This is a genomic window from Allobosea sp. 05T439 (assembly GCF_056396005.1).
In genome coordinates this window covers 21,731-36,725 of sequence record NZ_JBFTKP010000042.1, presented here as the reverse complement: position 1 = coordinate 36,725, position 14,995 = coordinate 21,731, and the positions used below count along the sequence as shown (strand labels likewise).

At 65.7% G+C, this 14,995-nt stretch carries 17 protein-coding genes; 10 read left to right on the top strand and 7 right to left on the bottom strand.

Annotated elements, in window-relative coordinates; translation table 11 throughout:
- Positions 1–2: 2 nt before the first annotated feature.
- Entirely contained in the window at positions 3–293 is a 291-nt protein-coding gene (locus AC1DIO_RS29755) for a 4a-hydroxytetrahydrobiopterin dehydratase (RefSeq protein WP_043237017.1), read from the top strand.
- On the opposite strand, the gene AC1DIO_RS29750 is transcribed toward AC1DIO_RS29755, so the two are convergent.
- From AC1DIO_RS29750 to AC1DIO_RS29740, 3 genes are all read right to left on the bottom strand, one after another.
- Positions 294–1,457: a GNAT family N-acetyltransferase gene (locus AC1DIO_RS29750; protein WP_441508240.1), complete on the bottom strand. Its 1,164-nt coding sequence runs from the start codon at positions 1,455–1,457 to the stop codon at positions 294–296.
- The gene (locus AC1DIO_RS29745) at positions 1,457–2,095 is read right to left on the bottom strand and encodes a DUF6875 domain-containing protein (protein ID WP_441508241.1); all 639 of its coding nucleotides are present in this window, start codon (positions 2,093–2,095) and stop codon (positions 1,457–1,459) included. The genes AC1DIO_RS29750 and AC1DIO_RS29745 overlap by 1 nt, the downstream gene beginning before the upstream one ends.
- Before the next feature lie 63 nt (positions 2,096–2,158).
- Positions 2,159–2,944, bottom strand: a complete 786-nt coding sequence (locus tag AC1DIO_RS29740) for an RluA family pseudouridine synthase (protein ID WP_441508242.1) — start codon at positions 2,942–2,944, stop codon at positions 2,159–2,161.
- A gap of 71 nt (positions 2,945–3,015) precedes the next feature.
- Between AC1DIO_RS29740 and ftsY the strand changes: the two genes are divergently transcribed.
- A complete protein-coding gene (gene ftsY / locus AC1DIO_RS29735; protein ID WP_476776989.1) occupies positions 3,016–4,239 on the top strand; it encodes a signal recognition particle-docking protein FtsY in 1,224 nt (407 codons plus the stop codon).
- Positions 4,236–4,862, top strand: coding sequence for a septation protein A (locus AC1DIO_RS29730; RefSeq protein ID WP_441493304.1), 627 nt, complete (start codon positions 4,236–4,238; stop codon positions 4,860–4,862). The genes ftsY and AC1DIO_RS29730 overlap by 4 nt, the downstream gene beginning before the upstream one ends.
- A gap of 195 nt (positions 4,863–5,057) precedes the next feature.
- On the opposite strand, the gene AC1DIO_RS29725 is transcribed toward AC1DIO_RS29730, so the two are convergent.
- Positions 5,058–5,843, bottom strand: coding sequence for an SDR family NAD(P)-dependent oxidoreductase (locus AC1DIO_RS29725; protein ID WP_441493305.1), 786 nt, complete (start codon positions 5,841–5,843; stop codon positions 5,058–5,060).
- A gap of 177 nt (positions 5,844–6,020) precedes the next feature.
- Here AC1DIO_RS29725 and AC1DIO_RS29720 point away from each other — a divergent pair, with 177 nt between their 5' ends.
- Positions 6,021–6,395, top strand: coding sequence for a YkvA family protein (locus tag AC1DIO_RS29720; protein WP_069878622.1), 375 nt, complete (start codon positions 6,021–6,023; stop codon positions 6,393–6,395).
- A 7-nt stretch (positions 6,396–6,402) separates the two neighbouring features.
- On the opposite strand, the gene AC1DIO_RS29715 is transcribed toward AC1DIO_RS29720, so the two are convergent.
- Positions 6,403–7,377 carry an NADPH:quinone oxidoreductase family protein gene (locus AC1DIO_RS29715; RefSeq protein WP_441508244.1) on the bottom strand — a complete coding sequence of 325 codons (975 nt, stop codon included), beginning with the start codon at positions 7,375–7,377 and terminating at the stop codon, positions 6,403–6,405.
- 243 nt (positions 7,378–7,620) lie between these two features.
- Here AC1DIO_RS29715 and AC1DIO_RS29710 point away from each other — a divergent pair, with 243 nt between their 5' ends.
- The 3 genes from AC1DIO_RS29710 (at position 7,621) to AC1DIO_RS29700 (ending at position 10,026) form a co-directional block, all read left to right on the top strand.
- Positions 7,621–8,214, top strand: a complete 594-nt coding sequence (locus tag AC1DIO_RS29710) for a hypothetical protein (RefSeq protein ID WP_084651246.1) — start codon at positions 7,621–7,623, stop codon at positions 8,212–8,214.
- Between the two features lie 102 nt (positions 8,215–8,316).
- Positions 8,317–9,540, top strand: coding sequence for a dual-specificity RNA methyltransferase RlmN (rlmN, locus tag AC1DIO_RS29705; RefSeq protein WP_441508245.1), 1,224 nt, complete (start codon positions 8,317–8,319; stop codon positions 9,538–9,540).
- A 60-nt stretch (positions 9,541–9,600) separates the two neighbouring features.
- Positions 9,601–10,026: a hypothetical protein gene (locus tag AC1DIO_RS29700; protein ID WP_441493308.1), complete on the top strand. Its 426-nt coding sequence runs from the start codon at positions 9,601–9,603 to the stop codon at positions 10,024–10,026.
- 193 nt (positions 10,027–10,219) lie between these two features.
- Here AC1DIO_RS29700 and ggt read toward each other — a convergent pair whose 3' ends face one another.
- Positions 10,220–11,992: a gamma-glutamyltransferase gene (ggt, locus tag AC1DIO_RS29695; protein ID WP_441508246.1), complete on the bottom strand. Its 1,773-nt coding sequence runs from the start codon at positions 11,990–11,992 to the stop codon at positions 10,220–10,222.
- A gap of 166 nt (positions 11,993–12,158) precedes the next feature.
- Between ggt and AC1DIO_RS29690 the strand changes: the two genes are divergently transcribed.
- From AC1DIO_RS29690 to AC1DIO_RS29680, 3 genes are all read left to right on the top strand, one after another.
- Positions 12,159–12,767 carry a LemA family protein gene (locus tag AC1DIO_RS29690; protein ID WP_441508247.1) on the top strand — a complete coding sequence of 203 codons (609 nt, stop codon included), beginning with the start codon at positions 12,159–12,161 and terminating at the stop codon, positions 12,765–12,767.
- A gap of 90 nt (positions 12,768–12,857) precedes the next feature.
- On the top strand, positions 12,858–13,631 hold the full coding sequence (locus tag AC1DIO_RS29685; protein ID WP_441493310.1) for a TPM domain-containing protein: 774 nt from the start codon (positions 12,858–12,860) through the stop codon (positions 13,629–13,631).
- Positions 13,631–14,236, top strand: a complete 606-nt coding sequence (locus tag AC1DIO_RS29680; RefSeq protein WP_476854485.1) for a TPM domain-containing protein — start codon at positions 13,631–13,633, stop codon at positions 14,234–14,236. The genes AC1DIO_RS29685 and AC1DIO_RS29680 overlap by 1 nt, the downstream gene beginning before the upstream one ends.
- Before the next feature lie 4 nt (positions 14,237–14,240).
- Here AC1DIO_RS29680 and AC1DIO_RS29675 read toward each other — a convergent pair whose 3' ends face one another.
- Positions 14,241–14,981 (bottom strand): DUF1223 domain-containing protein, encoded by a 741-nt coding sequence (locus AC1DIO_RS29675; RefSeq protein ID WP_441493312.1) that lies wholly within the window; start codon positions 14,979–14,981, stop codon positions 14,241–14,243.
- Between the last annotated feature and the right edge of the window lie 14 nt (positions 14,982–14,995).

Below are 14,995 nucleotides of genomic sequence, written 5' to 3'. Positions count from 1 at the left end.
TCATGCGCAAGCGACTGAGTGCCGAAGCTCGCAACGAAGCGCTCATGACGCTGGTGGGCTGGAAACTGGTCGAGGGTCGTGAGGCCATCGCCAAGCGCTTCATCTTCCATGATTTCAATGAGGCCTTCGGCTGGATGAGCCGCGTCGCGCTGCTGGCCGAAAGGATGGACCATCATCCGGAATGGTCGAATGTCTACAAGACGGTCGAGGTGACGTTGGCTACGCATGATGCCGGCGGGCTGACCGAGCTCGACGTCAAGCTCGCCCGCGCCATGGACGCCATGGCCGGCTGATCAGCCAGCCCTGCCCCAGATCGCGACACGGCGCGCAATACCGGGTGGAAGTCGCTTGGCCGCGCTCTTCAGAACGGGCCGCAAGCGTTGGAAACCGACGCTGCAGGCGAGCCGCCCCTTGAGGGAGAGCGGCAGCAGGAGGTCGCTGACACCGGTCTGCCCGTCGGCGTGTTCGAGCTTGTAGGCATCCGACGGGGCCAGCAGGTCGAACACGGCATTGCCGCGTGCCCTGGCGCTGGCGAAGCTGTGATGAATCAGGATGCTGCCGACGCCGCCCCGCTCGAAATCGGGATGGGCTGCGAGGACATGGCCGAAGCTGCGGCCCTTGCAGTCAAGCGAGAGGTCGATGCCGACCGGGGCGCCATCGCAGCATATTGCGGAGACGCGCAGCGAACTCCCCCCGTCCGCATCTCCGGCAAAATCCCGAAAGAAGGCCGCGAAGCGAGGATCGTCGATCGTCGGCGCGACGGTGCCATGGCGCAGCAGCGAGGCTTGCTTGAACGCCACGGCGTCGCCGGCGAGGGCTGCGGCGGCGGGACCGGGCGGCGGCGCCTCGAAGCTGATCGTGCCGCGTTCCTCGAGCCGGCGCAGGCGCCGACGGTAATTCGAGCGCTCGCGGGCCGGGTAGGCGCTGCTCGGGCCGTTCGTGCCGACCCGCCAGACCAGATCGGCAAAGGGGGCGTTGAGCTGCTCGATCGGCATCGCTTCACCGAGCAGGCCGGAGGCGGCGAGAATGGAGTCTGCTCGCAGTTTGCGCGCCTCGAACAGATCGGCGCCCAGTGCGCGCACGGCGCGCCATGCTGCCCGCACCAGAGTATCGCGGTCGGGGCCGGGCTCGACGAGGATGTCACCGAACTGCGCGACCGGGATGCCCATGAAGCGGAGCGTCTCGAGGCTGCAGCGGCGCTGCCGGACGAGTGGCCAGATCATCGCAAGGACACCGTGGCGGCGTGCAATGACGATACTGAGCCGGCCATGCCCCTCGAGATAATGCGCGGCCCAGTGCTTCAGGAAGACGTGGCTCTGGAAGACCTGATGCGGCAGGGCCGCACGTGCAAAGAACGCGTCCCATTCCGGCTGGAGTGCGAGGAAACCATCGCGCTCGGTTATGACCTCTGTCGTCACGGCTCCGCCGATCTCAGAGCCTTCCCGCCGCTTGCTCATCATTGGGCTCCGGCGCGCAGATGCGCGATCAGCCGCCTCGACCCTGTGATCGGGAAGCGGGCGAGATAGGGCAGGAGCAGCAGGGGGTGCCTGGCCGCGAAGGGCGCGTCATGCTCGACCATGTGGCGGATGGCGATGACAGGCAGAGGCGCGCGCAGCGGCCGGAAATCCGAATTCCAAAGGCCTGGCGCCTCCGACGTCGCATGCATCAGCCCGATCATGCGGTTGCGCCGCAGCGAGTAGAATTTGTGACGGTCCTGGACGCGCTTGAGCATGGCGATGCCGTCCGGGCTGTCGCATTTCGGAAAGCCGATGATCACCGTGCGGAAGTGCTGCATGCCGGCCTTGCAGGGGATGGCGTCGAGTGCACCGAAACCGCTCCGAACCAGGGCGAAGGCCGCATCCTCATCCGTGGCGCGTTGATTGGAAATGCCGAGGCGGACCGTATCGAGCCGGGCCGCCTGGCGTGTGAAGGGGCAGACGGCGCCGGTCCTGCCGAGATCGGCATGACCTCTCATCAGATAGTCTTCGACCCAGGAGAGCAATGTCGCCAGTGGTGCATCCGGGGCGGCCTCACGCGCGGATTGGCGTGCAGCTTCGAGCGTCATGAGCCCATCGGGGCTGGCTCTGCTGCTCAAGGTCGCTGTCTCCGGCATCAATGCACGCTCCGGTTGCTGTTCCCTAGCGATAGCAAGCTCAAATTAGCGAAGGGTTGATGACGGTTCGCCCTGTTCGACAGCGGCGTTAGGATTCCCGAAAGATTTGCTCCAGCCGCAGCGCCCAAGCGCCTCCAGCATGTGCGAAGGCGGGGGCGCCTCGACTCTGACCGGCTCGCGCTTGCGATAGAGCGGAACGCTGACAGCGCGGGCATGGAGCTGGAGTCCAGGTCCGCCGTCCCGCGGCGCCGAGCCGTAGACTTCGTCGCCCAGCATCGGCCAGCCGGAGGCCGCGCAATGCACCCGCAATTGATGCGTGCGGCCGGTGAGCGGCTCGAGTTCGAGCCATGTCAAACCCTCCGCGCGACCCAGCACCCGATAACGGGTTTGTGAAGGCAATCCCTCCGGGTCGACCTTCATCCACCAGCCGCGTTCGGGAGAGCGCCTGGCGAGGGGCAGATCGATCATGCCTTCGTCGTCCTGCGGGGCGCCCTCGACGATAGCCCAATAGGTCTTGTCGATGCGGCCGTCGCGGAACAGCTGGTTGAGCTCGGCCATTGCGCGTGGGTGGCGGCCGAGGATGAGGCAGCCGGACGTATCCTTGTCGAGCCGGTGGGCGGCTTCTGGCCGTCGCGGCAGACCAAAGCGCAGGGCGTCGAGATAATCGGTCAGCACGGGAATGACGCGGCGCTTTGCCTGCGGGCCGCGATGCGAGGGCAGGCCGGCGGGCTTGTCGATCACCAGCATCATCGCGTCGCGATAGAGCAGTGGCACCGGCAGGGCGGCTTCTGGGGTCTCGCGCGAAATTGCTGGTTGATCCGGTCTGCTCATGGCATTGCGCTATCCAAACCAGCGGTGTGGCGCAACTCGGGCGCCTGGCCTGCAGGATGACGGGACGAGTGATGAGCGAGAGCGAACCGAAAAAGCGCGGCTTCTTTTCGAGGCTGTTCGGGCTGGAGCAGGAACAGTCCAAGCCCGCTCCTGAGAGCGCAGCCGAGCCCTCCCCGGATTTGCCGGATGCCGCAGCCGAGCCGGCTCCTGACGCTGTACCCGATGCCCCAATCGCCCCCGATCTGCTGATCGGCGAGGCTGCGCCCTTGCCGATCGCGACGCCGGAGGTTGAAGCCGAACCGGAGCCCGCGCCGGTTTCGCCCATGGCATCCGGACAGACCGCGGAGCCGAGCCCGGCGCCGCAGCCGAAGCGCAGCTGGTGGCGCAGGCTGGCGGACGGGCTCTCCCGTACCTCCTCGGCGCTGACCACCGGCATCACGGAGCTCTTCACCAAGCGCAAGCTCAATGCCGCGACGCTGGAGGATCTCGAAGACATCCTGATCCAGGCCGATCTTGGCCTCGCCACCTCGGCGCGCGTCGCCAAGGCGGTGGGCGAGGGACGCTATGACAAGCAGATCGAGCCGGAGGAGGTGAAGGCCATCCTGGCGCGCGAGGTCGAGAGCATTCTGACGCCGGTGGCGCACCCCTTGACGATCGATGCCACGAAAAAGCCGTTCGTGATCCTGATGGTCGGGGTTAATGGCTCCGGCAAGACGACGACGATCGGCAAGCTGGCTGCGAAATTCCGTGCCGAAGGCAAGTCGGTGATGCTCGCTGCGGGCGATACGTTCCGCGCAGCTGCGATCGAGCAGCTCAAGGTCTGGGGCGAGCGCACGGGTGCGGAGGTTGTATTTGGTCAGCAGGGTGCGGATGCGTCGGGTTTGGCCTTTGAGGCGCTGCAGAAAGCCAGGGCCAACGGGGTCGATATCCTTCTCGTGGACACGGCCGGCCGGCTGCAGAACAAGGCAGGGTTGATGGACGAGCTCGCCAAAGTGGTGCGGGTGATCCGCAAGCTCGACGCGGAGGCGCCGCATGCAGCCTTGCTGGTGCTCGACGCGACGGTGGGCCAGAATGCGATCTCGCAGGTCGAGGCCTTTCGCGAGACGGCTGGCGTGACCGGGCTGGTGATGACGAAGCTCGACGGCACGGCGCGTGGCGGCATCCTCGTGGCGCTCGCCGCCCAGTTTGGCTTGCCGGTGCATTTCATCGGCGTCGGCGAGAGTGTCGAGGATCTGGAACCATTCTCCGCACGTGATTTTGCACGAGCGGTTGCTGGATTGGGAGAAGCCGCGTGAGCGAGAGTCTGGCCGAGACGACTAAGGACAAGGGCGTTAACCCGCTGCTCAAGCTCGGCCTCGAGTTCGGGCCGCTGGCCATCTTCTTTTTCGCCAACTCCTATGGCGACCGCCTGTTCGGCGTCGCCGAAGACCGGCGCATCTTTGTTGCGACCGGCATCTTCATCGTGGCGTCGCTTGTCTCGCTCGCCCTGTCGCGTGTGTTGCTCCACCATCTGCCGCGCATGGCGATCGTAAACGCGGTCGTGGTGACGGTCTTTGGTGGGCTGACGCTGGCGCTCGACGATGCCTTCTTCATCAAGGTGAAGCCGACCATCGTCAACACGCTGTTCGGCTGCATCCTGCTTGGCGGACTGTTCTTCGGGCGTTCGCTGCTGGCGCTGGTGCTCGAAACTGTCCTGCAGCTCGACGAGGAGGGCTGGCGCAAGCTCACCTTCCGCTGGGGCCTGTTCTTCTTCGTCCTTGCCGCGTTGAACGAGATCGTCTGGCGTACGCAGACGCAGGATTTCTGGGTCGCCTTCAAGGTCTGGGGCGTGATGCCGCTGACCATGGCCTTTGCCCTGGCTCAGACGCCGCTGATCCTGAAGCATGAGATCAAGCCGCCAGCGACGCCCGGAAAATAGGGCGTCCCTGCAAGGGGCGGCACGGCTGCCCGCTGCGTTGTGGCCTCGTCCGCCAGCGATGAAGAGGCTGGCGCCATGTTCTGCGCCGCGCTCCCTTGAGCCTCGGGCGTAAGCACGAGGCGGCGACGCGATGCGGTGGGACCTCTACCGCGACAAGACGGGTGCAAGGTCTTCAGGATTATTTGACGCAGCGCGCTATTTCGGTGCCAGCCGGATCGCGCCATCGAGGCGGATTGCCGTGCCGTTCAGCATGTCGTTCTCGACGATGCTCCTGACCAGCGCGGCATATTCGGCGGGGCGGCCGAGGCGCGAGGGATGCGGGATCGAGGCTTCCAGCGCCTGGCGATAGTCGTCCGGTACCGACGCGAACATCGGAGTCTCGAACAGGCCGGGCATGATCGTCATGACGCGGATGCCAAGCTGGGCGAGGTCACGCGCGATCGGTAGGGTCATGCCGACAATGCCGCCCTTCGAGGCGGAATAGGCCGCCTGGCCGATCTGGCCATCCTCGGCCGCGACCGAAGCCGTGCAGATGAAGACTCCGCGCCCGCCATCGGGCGTGACCGGTGGCTCCGCGGCGAGTGCGAGCGCCGAGCGTGCGATCATGCGGAAAGTGCCGGCGAGATTGACGGCGAGCGTCTTCTCGAAGGTCGCGAGGTCGTGGGCCACGAGTTCGCCGGTCTCCCGCTTCTTCGAGACGACACGGCGGCCCGGGGCGATTCCGGCGCAATTCACCAGGATGCGCTCGATGCCATGCGCCTGACGAGCCGTGAGCAGGGCTTCGTCGACCGAGGCATCGTTCGAGACATCGCAAAGGGCAAAGATGCCGCCGATTTCGCTCGCCACCTGTTTGCCGCGCTCGGCATTCATGTCGAAGATGGCGACCTTCGCGCCCTGGGAGGCGAGCATGCGTGCGGTGCCTTCGCCGAGGCCGGACGCGCCGCCGGTGACGACGGCCGCGATGGACGAATCGAGCTTCATGTCAGGTCCCTGTTCGCAAAAATGGCTGGACCAGCCTTAATCCGCGCCATCGGCTGCTCCAAGGACGATTCTTGGCGCAACCCTTGTGCAGCCTTGCGTCCGGGGCCACATTTTCGGCGTGGGAAATGTGTATTCCGCACTGGGCCGGGGTTTTCAGGTCCTTCCACGGAGTGAGGAATGAGCGAGGGTTTCAGTTCGCGTTTCAGCGCCGAAGAGATGGCGGCGATCCGGCGGAGCCTGCGCGACGAAGCGCGTTTCGGCGCCGATCTGATGAGCCTTCTCAAGCGGGTCGCCAAGCGCATCCCCTTTGCCGAGGATCTGCTGGCAGCCTATTTCTGCACCCGCGATCCGGCGACGCCCCGGCGTGTCCGGCTGACATTGCTGGCCGCGCTCGGCTATTTCGTGCTGCCGATCGATGCGATTCCCGACATCATGCCGATCCTTGGCTTTAGCGACGATGCGGCCGTGATGGCGGCTGCGATCGCCGCGGTCGCGGGGTCGATCACGCCGGAGCATCGCCAGAAGGCGCAGGACACGCTGGCGGGGCTTTGAGCCCCGTTCAGGGCGTCAGGACGATTTTGCCCTGCGCCTTGCGATCCCCGATCATCGCAAACGCTTCCGCAGCGCGTTCGAGCGGGAAGGTGGCGTGGACATGGGCGCTGATGCGCCCGGCTGCGGCCCATTCCAGCAGTCGTTCCATGTTGCGGCGATGCGCCGCCGGTTCGCGCGCGACGAACTCACCCCAGAACACGCCGCGCAGGTCGCAGCTCCTGAGGAGCAGCAGGTTGAGTGGAATCTTCGGGATCGCGCCGCCGGCAAAGCCAACAACGAGGTAGCGCCCCTCCCAGGCCATGGCGCGCAATGCCGGCTCGGCGAGATCGCCGCCAACCGTGTCGTAGAGCACGTCGACGCCACGATTCTCCGTCAGGCGGCGCAGGCCCGCCTTCACATCCTCGATGCTGTAGTCGATCTCCTCCTGGGCGCCATGTTCACGTGCCAGCGCCAGCTTCTCCGGCGATGAGGCGCAGGCGATGACATGGCCGCCGAGCAAGGCGCCGATCTCGACGGCGGCCAGGCCGGCGCCGCCGCCTGCGCCGAGAATGGCCAGTGTTTCGCCGGCCTTGAGCCCGGCGCGCTGGATGAGACCGTGCATCGCGGTGCCATAGGTCACGAAAAGCCCGGCGGCCTGCGCGTCATCAAGGGTATCCGGCACGCGTACGATCGCCCGAGAGGAGACCGCGACCTTTTCACGCGCTCCACCATGCCCGAGCCATACGGCGACACGCTCGCCGATGCGCCAGCCTTCGACATCGCGGCCGATCGCGCTGATGATGCCCGCGCATTCGCCTGCTGGCGAGAAGGGCAGGGGCGGCTTGGTCTGGTAGCGATTCTGGATGATCAGCGTGTCGAAGAAGTTCAGCGCCGCCGCCTTGACGGTGATGACGACCTCGCCTGGGCCCGGCTTCGGATCGGGCAGTTCACGGATCACCAGGTTTTCTGCCGGCCCGTGGGTCTCGCAAAGCAGTGCTTTCATCTCGTCGCACCGTCCTCAGCCTGGCTTGTGCCCGCGATACCATCCGGACAACGCTGGTCACCGCCTGTTTCCCGGCGGATTGTGCCACGGCCCCGGTGCGGACGGAACCTTGTTCGCGGCAGCGTCATATTCGCATTTTCGCCAGGATCGTGACATCCTATGGTTCAGGCATTCTTGAGATTCCGCGCAAAATGCTTCGGAAATAGAGATGCTGTTAACATTTCTGCTGATTGATGGCGGTCGATGATTCTCAACTACTTCCGAACCGGCGTCACCGCCACCCGGCATGCGAAACTGGCTTCGGCGCTGGTCGCGCTGGCTTTGCCGTTTCTGATTTCCCCGGCCCAGGCGCAGCGAGCGCCTGCTCCGGCCCAACGCGCTGCGGCTTCGGGCCAGGCCCAGGCGATGCTGCTCGAGACGGCCGGAAAGTGGCAGGCTTTCTCGTCGCAGCAGGGGCGATCCAAGGTCTGCTACGCGCTTTCCAAGGCGGAAACCCGCATTCCCGCCAATCTCAAGGATGTCGAAGGCATGCTCTTCGTCTCCAGCCGCCCCACCGAAGGGGTGCGCAACGAGATCAGCCTGGTGATGAATTTCGACCTCAAGGAAGATGTCGAGCATCAGGCGATCATCGGCAATGAGCGCTTCGCGCTGGTCGCAAAGGGCCAGAACATGTGGCTCAAGAACCCGGCTGAGGAAGGCCGCATGCTCGACGCGCTGCGCAAGGGCGCGAGCCTCGAGGTCAAGGGCATGTCGAAACGCGGCAATCCGACCAGCGACAAATATTCGCTCGCCGGCCTCAACCAGATCGTCAAGCGCGCCGAAGACGCCTGCAAGTAGCGCGGGCAGGCGGCGCATTTCCGCCGATTTCGCGCTTTATGCGGATTATGATATGAGCCCGCTGAGCGCGGGCGCATGATGCCCGCTTGAGCCCGAGTTCCGATGTCCCTGTCCGTCCCTGCTTCCCCCGCTCCGGCGGCCGAACCCGTTTTGCGACCTGCCTCGCTGGTCGGGCGCACACGCGCCGGCCTGTCCGATGCGCTGGCTGAAATCGGCGTTTCCGAGAGGGAGCGACGCATGCGCGTCGGCCAGCTCTGGAACTGGATCTATCATTACGGCGTCCGCGATTTCTCCGCGATGACGACGATCAGCAAGGTCTTGCGCGCTGCGCTGGCCGAGCGCTTCACGCTCGATCTGCCGGAGGTTACAGCCGAGCAGGTCTCGAGCGACGGCACACGCAAATGGCTGCTGCGGATGCCTCCGGTCGGTGCACGCGATCGCGGTGCCGAGATCGAATGCGTCTATATCCCCGAGGTCGACCGCGGCACGCTCTGTGTCTCGAGCCAGGTCGGCTGCACGCTCAGCTGCACCTTCTGCCACACCGGTACGCAGCGCCTGGTGCGCAACCTCACCACCGAGGAGATCGTGGCGCAGCTGATGGTGGCGCGCGATCGTCTCGGCGACTTCCCCGGGCGCACCCCGCCCGAGGGTGCCTTCGTGCCGAATGATGGTGGCCGCTTCGTCTCGAACATCGTCTTCATGGGCATGGGCGAGCCGCTCTACAATTTCGACGGCGTCCGCGATGCGATCGACGTGATCTCGGACAATGAGGGCTTATCACTCGGCCGTCGCCGCATCACGGTTTCGACCTCCGGCGTGGTGCCGCAGATCGAAGCGCTCGGCGCGGAGATGGGCACGATGCTGGCGATCTCGCTGCATGCCGTGCGCGACGACCTGCGCAATGAACTGGTGCCGCTGAACAAGAAGTATCCGATCCGCGACCTGCTCGAAGCTTGCCGCAACTATCCCGGCCTGTCGAACGCCAAGCGCATCACCTTCGAATACGTGATGCTGAAGGGCGTCAACGACAGCGATGCCGAGGCGCGCGAGCTCGTCAGGCTGCTCAAGGGCATTCCGGCCAAGATCAACCTGATCCCGTTCAATCCCTGGCCCGGCACGCGCTATGAATGCTCTGACTGGGACCGGATCGAGCGCTTCTCCGAGATCGTCTACCGCGCAGGCTATGCCTCGCCGGTGCGTACGCCACGCGGGCGCGACATCCTCGCCGCCTGCGGCCAGCTCAAGAGCGAGACTGAAAAGCTCTCGGCGCGTGCCCGGCTGATGCTGGAGCAGAGCGAGGCCGAAGCTGCGGCGCTGGCGGGCTGACATATGCTGCGTTGGCTGCTGTTGATTCCATTCGCGTTGCTCGTTGCGATGGGATCGGGGATGTTTGCCCTGCTCATCGCCAGCGTGGTTTCGCCTGACATCGCCCTGCTGATCGGCGGCGGCTTCGAGCGCCTGCTCACAGCGCTCTTCGCCCAGGCCGAGAGCGGCTTCGATCCCGGCCCCACGGCGGAAGCTGCCTTCACACTGCTCGGCCGGCTGGGCTTTGCAATCATGGTCGCGCCGGTCGTGCTCGTCGCTATCGGCTCCGAGCTCTTCCGCATCCGCAGCGGGCTCATCCAGAGCGGGCTGACAGGCACCCTCGCGGCGCTGCTGCCGCTCGCCATGCTGCGGCTGTCACGCGCACCGACGGCGAGCGAGACACAGATCATCGCAGCGCTGTTCCTGGTCGGGGCCGCCACCGGCTTCGTCTACTGGCTGATCGCGGGGCGCGGCGCGGGTGGGGAGCGCCCGGTCGGGCAGGTTTAACGCCTGCCGCCTGTCTCGGGCGCAGCGCCGACCCGAGACACTCCGAAGCCGATGAGGCCCGGAATTCGCCCGGGCATGATGTGCCGGACCCGCTACATCATCGGACCGGATATCGTATCCGGTCCGATGATCTAACCTTCTGTGTTTGCATCGGCTTTTCCGAAAACCGCAATCCACTTTTCGGGCCGATGCTTTAGTCGCCGATCGCCACCCCCTCGCGCCGGCCATCGGCTCCCCCGACAAAGCCTTCAGGGGTCTTGACGATCGCCTGGATGCCGGAGGTCATTTCCAGCAGCCTGACCTCATGGCCCTTGGCCTCGAGCGCTGTCTTCCAGGCCTCGGCCTCAGTGCCCTTTTCAAGCTCGGTGGGGCCATTGCGGCTGCCGAAATTGGCGAAGTCGACGGCGGCCTGCGGATACATCTTCCAGTCCAGCAGGGCGACCAGTGTCTTGCCGACAAAGCCAATGATCTGGCTGCCGCCGGGGGAGCCGACCACGGCGTAGAGGCGGCCAAAGGCATCGAACACCAGGGTCGGCGCCATCGACGAACGCGGGCGCTTCCCGCCCTCGACGCGGTTGGCGACGGGCTTGCCCTCCTCCTCCGGAGCGAAATTGAAATCGGTCAGCTCATTGTTGAGCAGAAAGCCGCCCTTGGTCATCTGCCGCGAGCCGAAGCCATCCTCGATCGTCGTAGTCATTGAGACCGCATTGCCGTCGGCGTCGATCACCGAGATATGGCTCGTGCCGTTCTCGATGCCGTCCGAGGGGGCAAAGAGCTGAGCCCGCTTGTTGGGAGGATCGCCGGCTTTGGCGCGGCCCATCGACTTGTCGGGACTGACGAGCCCGGCGCGCGAGCGGATGTAATCGCGGTCGATCAAGCCGCTGACGGGCACGCTGACGAAGGCCGGGTCGGCGAGGAAGAGCGCGCGATCGGCGAAGGCGAGGCGACCTGCCTCGCTGAACCAGTGTGCACTTTCGGCAGAAGGGCCGAGCCGGGCCATGTTCTGGGTTTCGAGGATGCCGAGCATCTGCTGGACGGCGATCGCGCCGGAGCTCGGCGGCCCCATGCCGCAAATCCGCCAGACCCGATAGGAGCCGCAGACGGCCTCTCGCTCTTCGACCTTGTAGGCTTGCAGATCGGCCAGCGTCATATCGCCGGGGTTGGTCTTGTGACCGGTCACGGTCGAGACGATGTCCTCGGCGATCGGCCCGGAGTAGAAGGCGTCGGACCCTCTCTCGGCGATGGCACGAAGTGTTGCGGCGAAGGCCGGATTCTTCAGGACCGTGCCGACCGCCTTGGCCTTGCCGTCCGGCTCGTAGAAATAGGCGAAGGCGCGCGGGTCCTTTGCGAGATTTGTCTCACCGGAAAGCAGGCCGTTGAGGCGCGGAGAGATGGTGAAGCCCTCTTCCGCCAGCTTGATCGCGGGGGCTATGACGGTGGCCCAGGGCAGTCTGCCCCAGCGCTTATGCGCCTCCTCCAGCAGCTTGACCGTGCCGGGCACGCCGACCGATCGTCCGCCGACGACGGCGTCGATGAACTTCATCGGCTTGCCGTCGGCGCCGATGAAGCGGTCGGGCCTGGCTGCCTGGGGAGCCCGCTCGCGGCCGTCCAGCGTGACGAGTGCTCGTCCGGCCTCGTCCCAGTGCACGAAGAAGGCACCGCCACCGATGCCCGAGCTCTGCGGCTCGACCAGATTGAGAACGAGCTGGATCGCGATCGCAGCGTCGGTCGCGCTGCCGCCGGCGCGCAGGATCTCGCGGCCGGCGCTGGCGGCGAGCGGATTGGCCGCCGCCGCCATGTAGCGCTGCGCGGTGCCGACGGGTTTGGCGATGCGGCCGGTCGCAGCTTCGGGCGCGGGTGCAAGGGGCTGTGAGGCCGCTCCTCCTGCCCAAAGGGCACTGGCTGCGGCCAGCGCAAGGAGGGCTGATCGTCCGGCGGAGCGTGATGTGGAGAAGGAGAGGTTCATGCTGGCGATCTCCCGCTGCAGGCTGACGCCCATCCCAGCAGTGGAAGGGCTGCGGTGCAAGGCCCGGATAACGCAACGGGTGATTGTACGAGCTGCCTTTCACCCGCTCGAGCGGAGCGCTAAGCTCCGAATCGATCGCTCGATCATTGCCAAAAGGGGCATCGACATGTCGTTCGCGCTCTCCACCGTTCGTCGCCGCAGCCTTGCGCTTGCGGCCGTCACCCTCTTCGGCCTTATGCTCGCGGGCTGCGGTATCAACAATGTGCCGACACTCGAGGAGAGGGCCAAAGCGGCCTGGAGCGAGGTCCAGAACCAGTATCAACGCCGCGCCGACCTGATCCCCAATCTGGTCGAGACCGTGAAGGGCTATGCCTCGCAGGAGCGCGAGGTGCTGACCCAGGTGATCGAGGCGCGCGCCAAGGCGACGCAGGTCAAGGTCGACGCGTCGACCATCACAGATCCCGCGAAGTTCAAGGAGTATCAGGATGCGCAGAATGCCCTGACGGGCGCTCTGGGACGGCTCCTGGTCACGGTCGAGCGCTATCCTGAGCTCAAGTCGAACCAGAACTTTCTCGCCCTGCAGTCGCAGCTCGAAGGCACCGAGAACCGTGTTGCGGTAGCCCGGCGCGACTACATCCAGGCGGTGCAGAGCTTCAACACCGAGATCCGCACCTTCCCCGGCGTGATCTGGGCGCGGCTGTTCTGGGGCGCCAAGGCGATGGAAACCTTCTCCGCGGCGGCGGGCGCGGAGAAGCCGCCAGAGGTGAAGTTCTAAGCGGGCCCCGGGGTGCCCCGGCTCGCTCACCGAACAGGTCGGGTAGCCCCTCTTCCAGAAGGGAGAGGGGTTCTCCGTTATCTCTCCCTGTTGCTTGTCCTGCTCTGGGCCGGCTTCGCGCTTGCGGCCGATCCCAATTTTCCTGCCCTGACCGGCCGCATCGTCGACAACGCCAATCTGCTCGATGCCGCGGCGCGCAGCCGCATCGAGCAGAAGCTGCAGGCCCATGAGGCCAAGACCAGCGATCAGGTCGTGGTTGCGACCGTGCCGTCGCTCCAAGGCTACGCCGTCGAAGATTTCAGCAATCGCCTGTTCCGGCACTGGCAGCTCGGCGAGAAGGCCAGGAATAACGGCGTGCTGCTGCTCGTCGCGCCGAACGAGCGCAAGGTCCGCATCGAGGTCGGTTATGGGCTGGAGGGCGCGCTCACGGACGCGCTCTCGAAGGTMATCATCACCACCGCGGTGGCACCGAAATTCAAGACGGGTGATTTTGCCGGCGGCATCGAGGGCGGCGTCGACGCGATCCTAAGCATTCTGGCTGGAGATGCCGAGGAATGGCAGCGCCGCGCGACCGTCCGCAGTGACGAGAGCAGCTTTGGGGAGGATGTTGCCGTCATCCTGGTGATGTTCTTCATCTTCATCGTCGTGGTCAGCATCCTGCGTGGGCTGAACCAGCAAGGCGGCGGGCGCGGACACCGGATGCGCGATGGCCGCTGGGTGACGCTGCCGCCGACCAGCTCCGGCTGGGGGACGGGTTCCGGTTCCGGCTGGGGCGGTGGCGGCGGCTGGGGTTCGGGTTCGGGCGGCGGCTTTTCAGGCGGCGGGGGCTCGTCCGGCGGCGGCGGTGCTTCTGGGAGTTGGTGATGGATACGCAAGACCAGGAGGCGATCGCGGAAGCGGTGCGGCAGGCGGAAAGCCTGACCTCCGGCGAGATCGTCGTGGTGATCGACCGCGCTGCAAGCAGCTACCGCACCGTGCCTTTGGTGATGGCACTGGTGCTGGCGCTGTTCGTGCCCTGGCCGTTGCTGATACTGACGGCAACCAGCGCTCCGCGAATCTTCCTGATCCAACTCGTCTGCGCTGCGACTTTGATGGTGACGCTGCTCTGGTATGGGCGCRGTGGGCGATTCGTGCCTGGCTTCATCAAGCGCCGGCGGGCCCATGACGTTGCGCTGCGCGAGTTCACCGCACGCGGCCTTACCCGCACGCGTGGGCGCACCGGCGTCCTGCTCTACATCGCCCTGCAGGAGCGCTATGCCGAAATCGTCGCGGATATCGGAATAGACGAGACGATCGATCAGGCGGTCTGGCGCGGCATCATCGAGCCGCTGCTCGCGGCAGCGAAGGAGGACCGCCTGCGCGAAGGTCTGATCGATGCGGTTGGAGCGGTCGGCAGCGTTCTTGCCCGCCATGCGCCGCCAGCGGCAGACGACGTCGACGAGCTACCGAACAAGGTGGTCCTGCTCTGAAGCCTCAGCGCGGGCTGCGTGCGGCGCCCAGGATCACCCGATTGGGCTGGTCGCCCTGCACCAGGACGACATAAGCGTCGGCATTCGGAAGCTGTGTCGTCGCGAGCGGGACCGACATCGTCGTGGCCGCCCCGGTCCATTCGCCAACCTTGACGATGCCGCGCACGACATTGGCGTAGGTCACCGATTTGCCCTTGTTCTCACCGCGTTCGATGGGCACCGTGACAAGGCGCGAGATCGGCACCAGCCAGACGCCGCCGCCACGCTCGCTGCCGGTTCCGGTGGGATCGAGCTTGATGCTCAGGTGGCCGGAGGCTTCGGACAGGGTGACGGAGACCGGAAGCGCCGGGCTCGCGTGCTCCTTGAGCGATTGCTCGATCAGGGCCTTGTCGGAGCCGACCATGTGCGAAGCGCCGTTGATCACGGCCTGAGGCGTGTAGATCTGGCCGTCGCCGCGACCTTTGGCGTAATATTTCTGGCGCTTGCTGAAAACGTCCTGGCCGAGCGTGTCCTTCCAGCCGAGATAATCCCAATAGGTCACCGGCATGGTGAGGGCGATCAGGCTCGGGTCCTTGGCCAACTCGACGAAGAGGGCGTCGGCCGCGGGGCAGGATGAGCAGCCCTGGCTGGTGAAAAGTTCGATCACCGCCCTTGGCGGCTTGGCCGGCGTCTGGGCAAGCGCTGTCGCGCCGCCAAACGCGAGGGCAGCAAGGAAGGCAGAAAAGGCGCGTAACCGGCGGGTCATTCTCGAAACTCGGC

Bases quoted from the DNA above. Each gene is read 5' to 3' on its own strand.
- AC1DIO_RS29720 (WP_069878622.1), top strand. From the start codon at position 6,021: ATGAGCGAGGGTTTCAGTTCGCGTTTCAGCGCCGAAGAGATGGCGGCG.
- AC1DIO_RS29715 (WP_441508244.1), bottom strand. From the start codon at position 7,377: ATGAAAGCACTGCTTTGCGAGACCCACGGGCCGGCAGAAAACCTGGTG.
- AC1DIO_RS29725 (WP_441493305.1), bottom strand. From the start codon at position 5,843: ATGAAGCTCGATTCGTCCATCGCGGCCGTCGTCACCGGCGGCGCGTCC.
- AC1DIO_RS29740 (WP_441508242.1), bottom strand. From the start codon at position 2,944: ATGAGCAGACCGGATCAACCAGCAATTTCGCGCGAGACCCCAGAAGCC.
- AC1DIO_RS29710 (WP_084651246.1), top strand. From the start codon at position 7,621: ATGATTCTCAACTACTTCCGAACCGGCGTCACCGCCACCCGGCATGCG.
- AC1DIO_RS29690 (WP_441508247.1), top strand. From the start codon at position 12,159: ATGTCGTTCGCGCTCTCCACCGTTCGTCGCCGCAGCCTTGCGCTTGCG.
- ftsY (WP_476776989.1), top strand. From the start codon at position 3,016: ATGAGCGAGAGCGAACCGAAAAAGCGCGGCTTCTTTTCGAGGCTGTTC.
- AC1DIO_RS29755 (WP_043237017.1), top strand. From the start codon at position 3: ATGCGCAAGCGACTGAGTGCCGAAGCTCGCAACGAAGCGCTCATGACG.
- AC1DIO_RS29675 (WP_441493312.1), bottom strand. From the start codon at position 14,981: ATGACCCGCCGGTTACGCGCCTTTTCTGCCTTCCTTGCTGCCCTCGCG.
- ggt (WP_441508246.1), bottom strand. From the start codon at position 11,992: ATGAACCTCTCCTTCTCCACATCACGCTCCGCCGGACGATCAGCCCTC.
- AC1DIO_RS29750 (WP_441508240.1), bottom strand. From the start codon at position 1,457: ATGAGCAAGCGGCGGGAAGGCTCTGAGATCGGCGGAGCCGTGACGACA.
- AC1DIO_RS29700 (WP_441493308.1), top strand. From the start codon at position 9,601: ATGTTTGCCCTGCTCATCGCCAGCGTGGTTTCGCCTGACATCGCCCTG.
- rlmN (WP_441508245.1), top strand. From the start codon at position 8,317: ATGTCCCTGTCCGTCCCTGCTTCCCCCGCTCCGGCGGCCGAACCCGTT.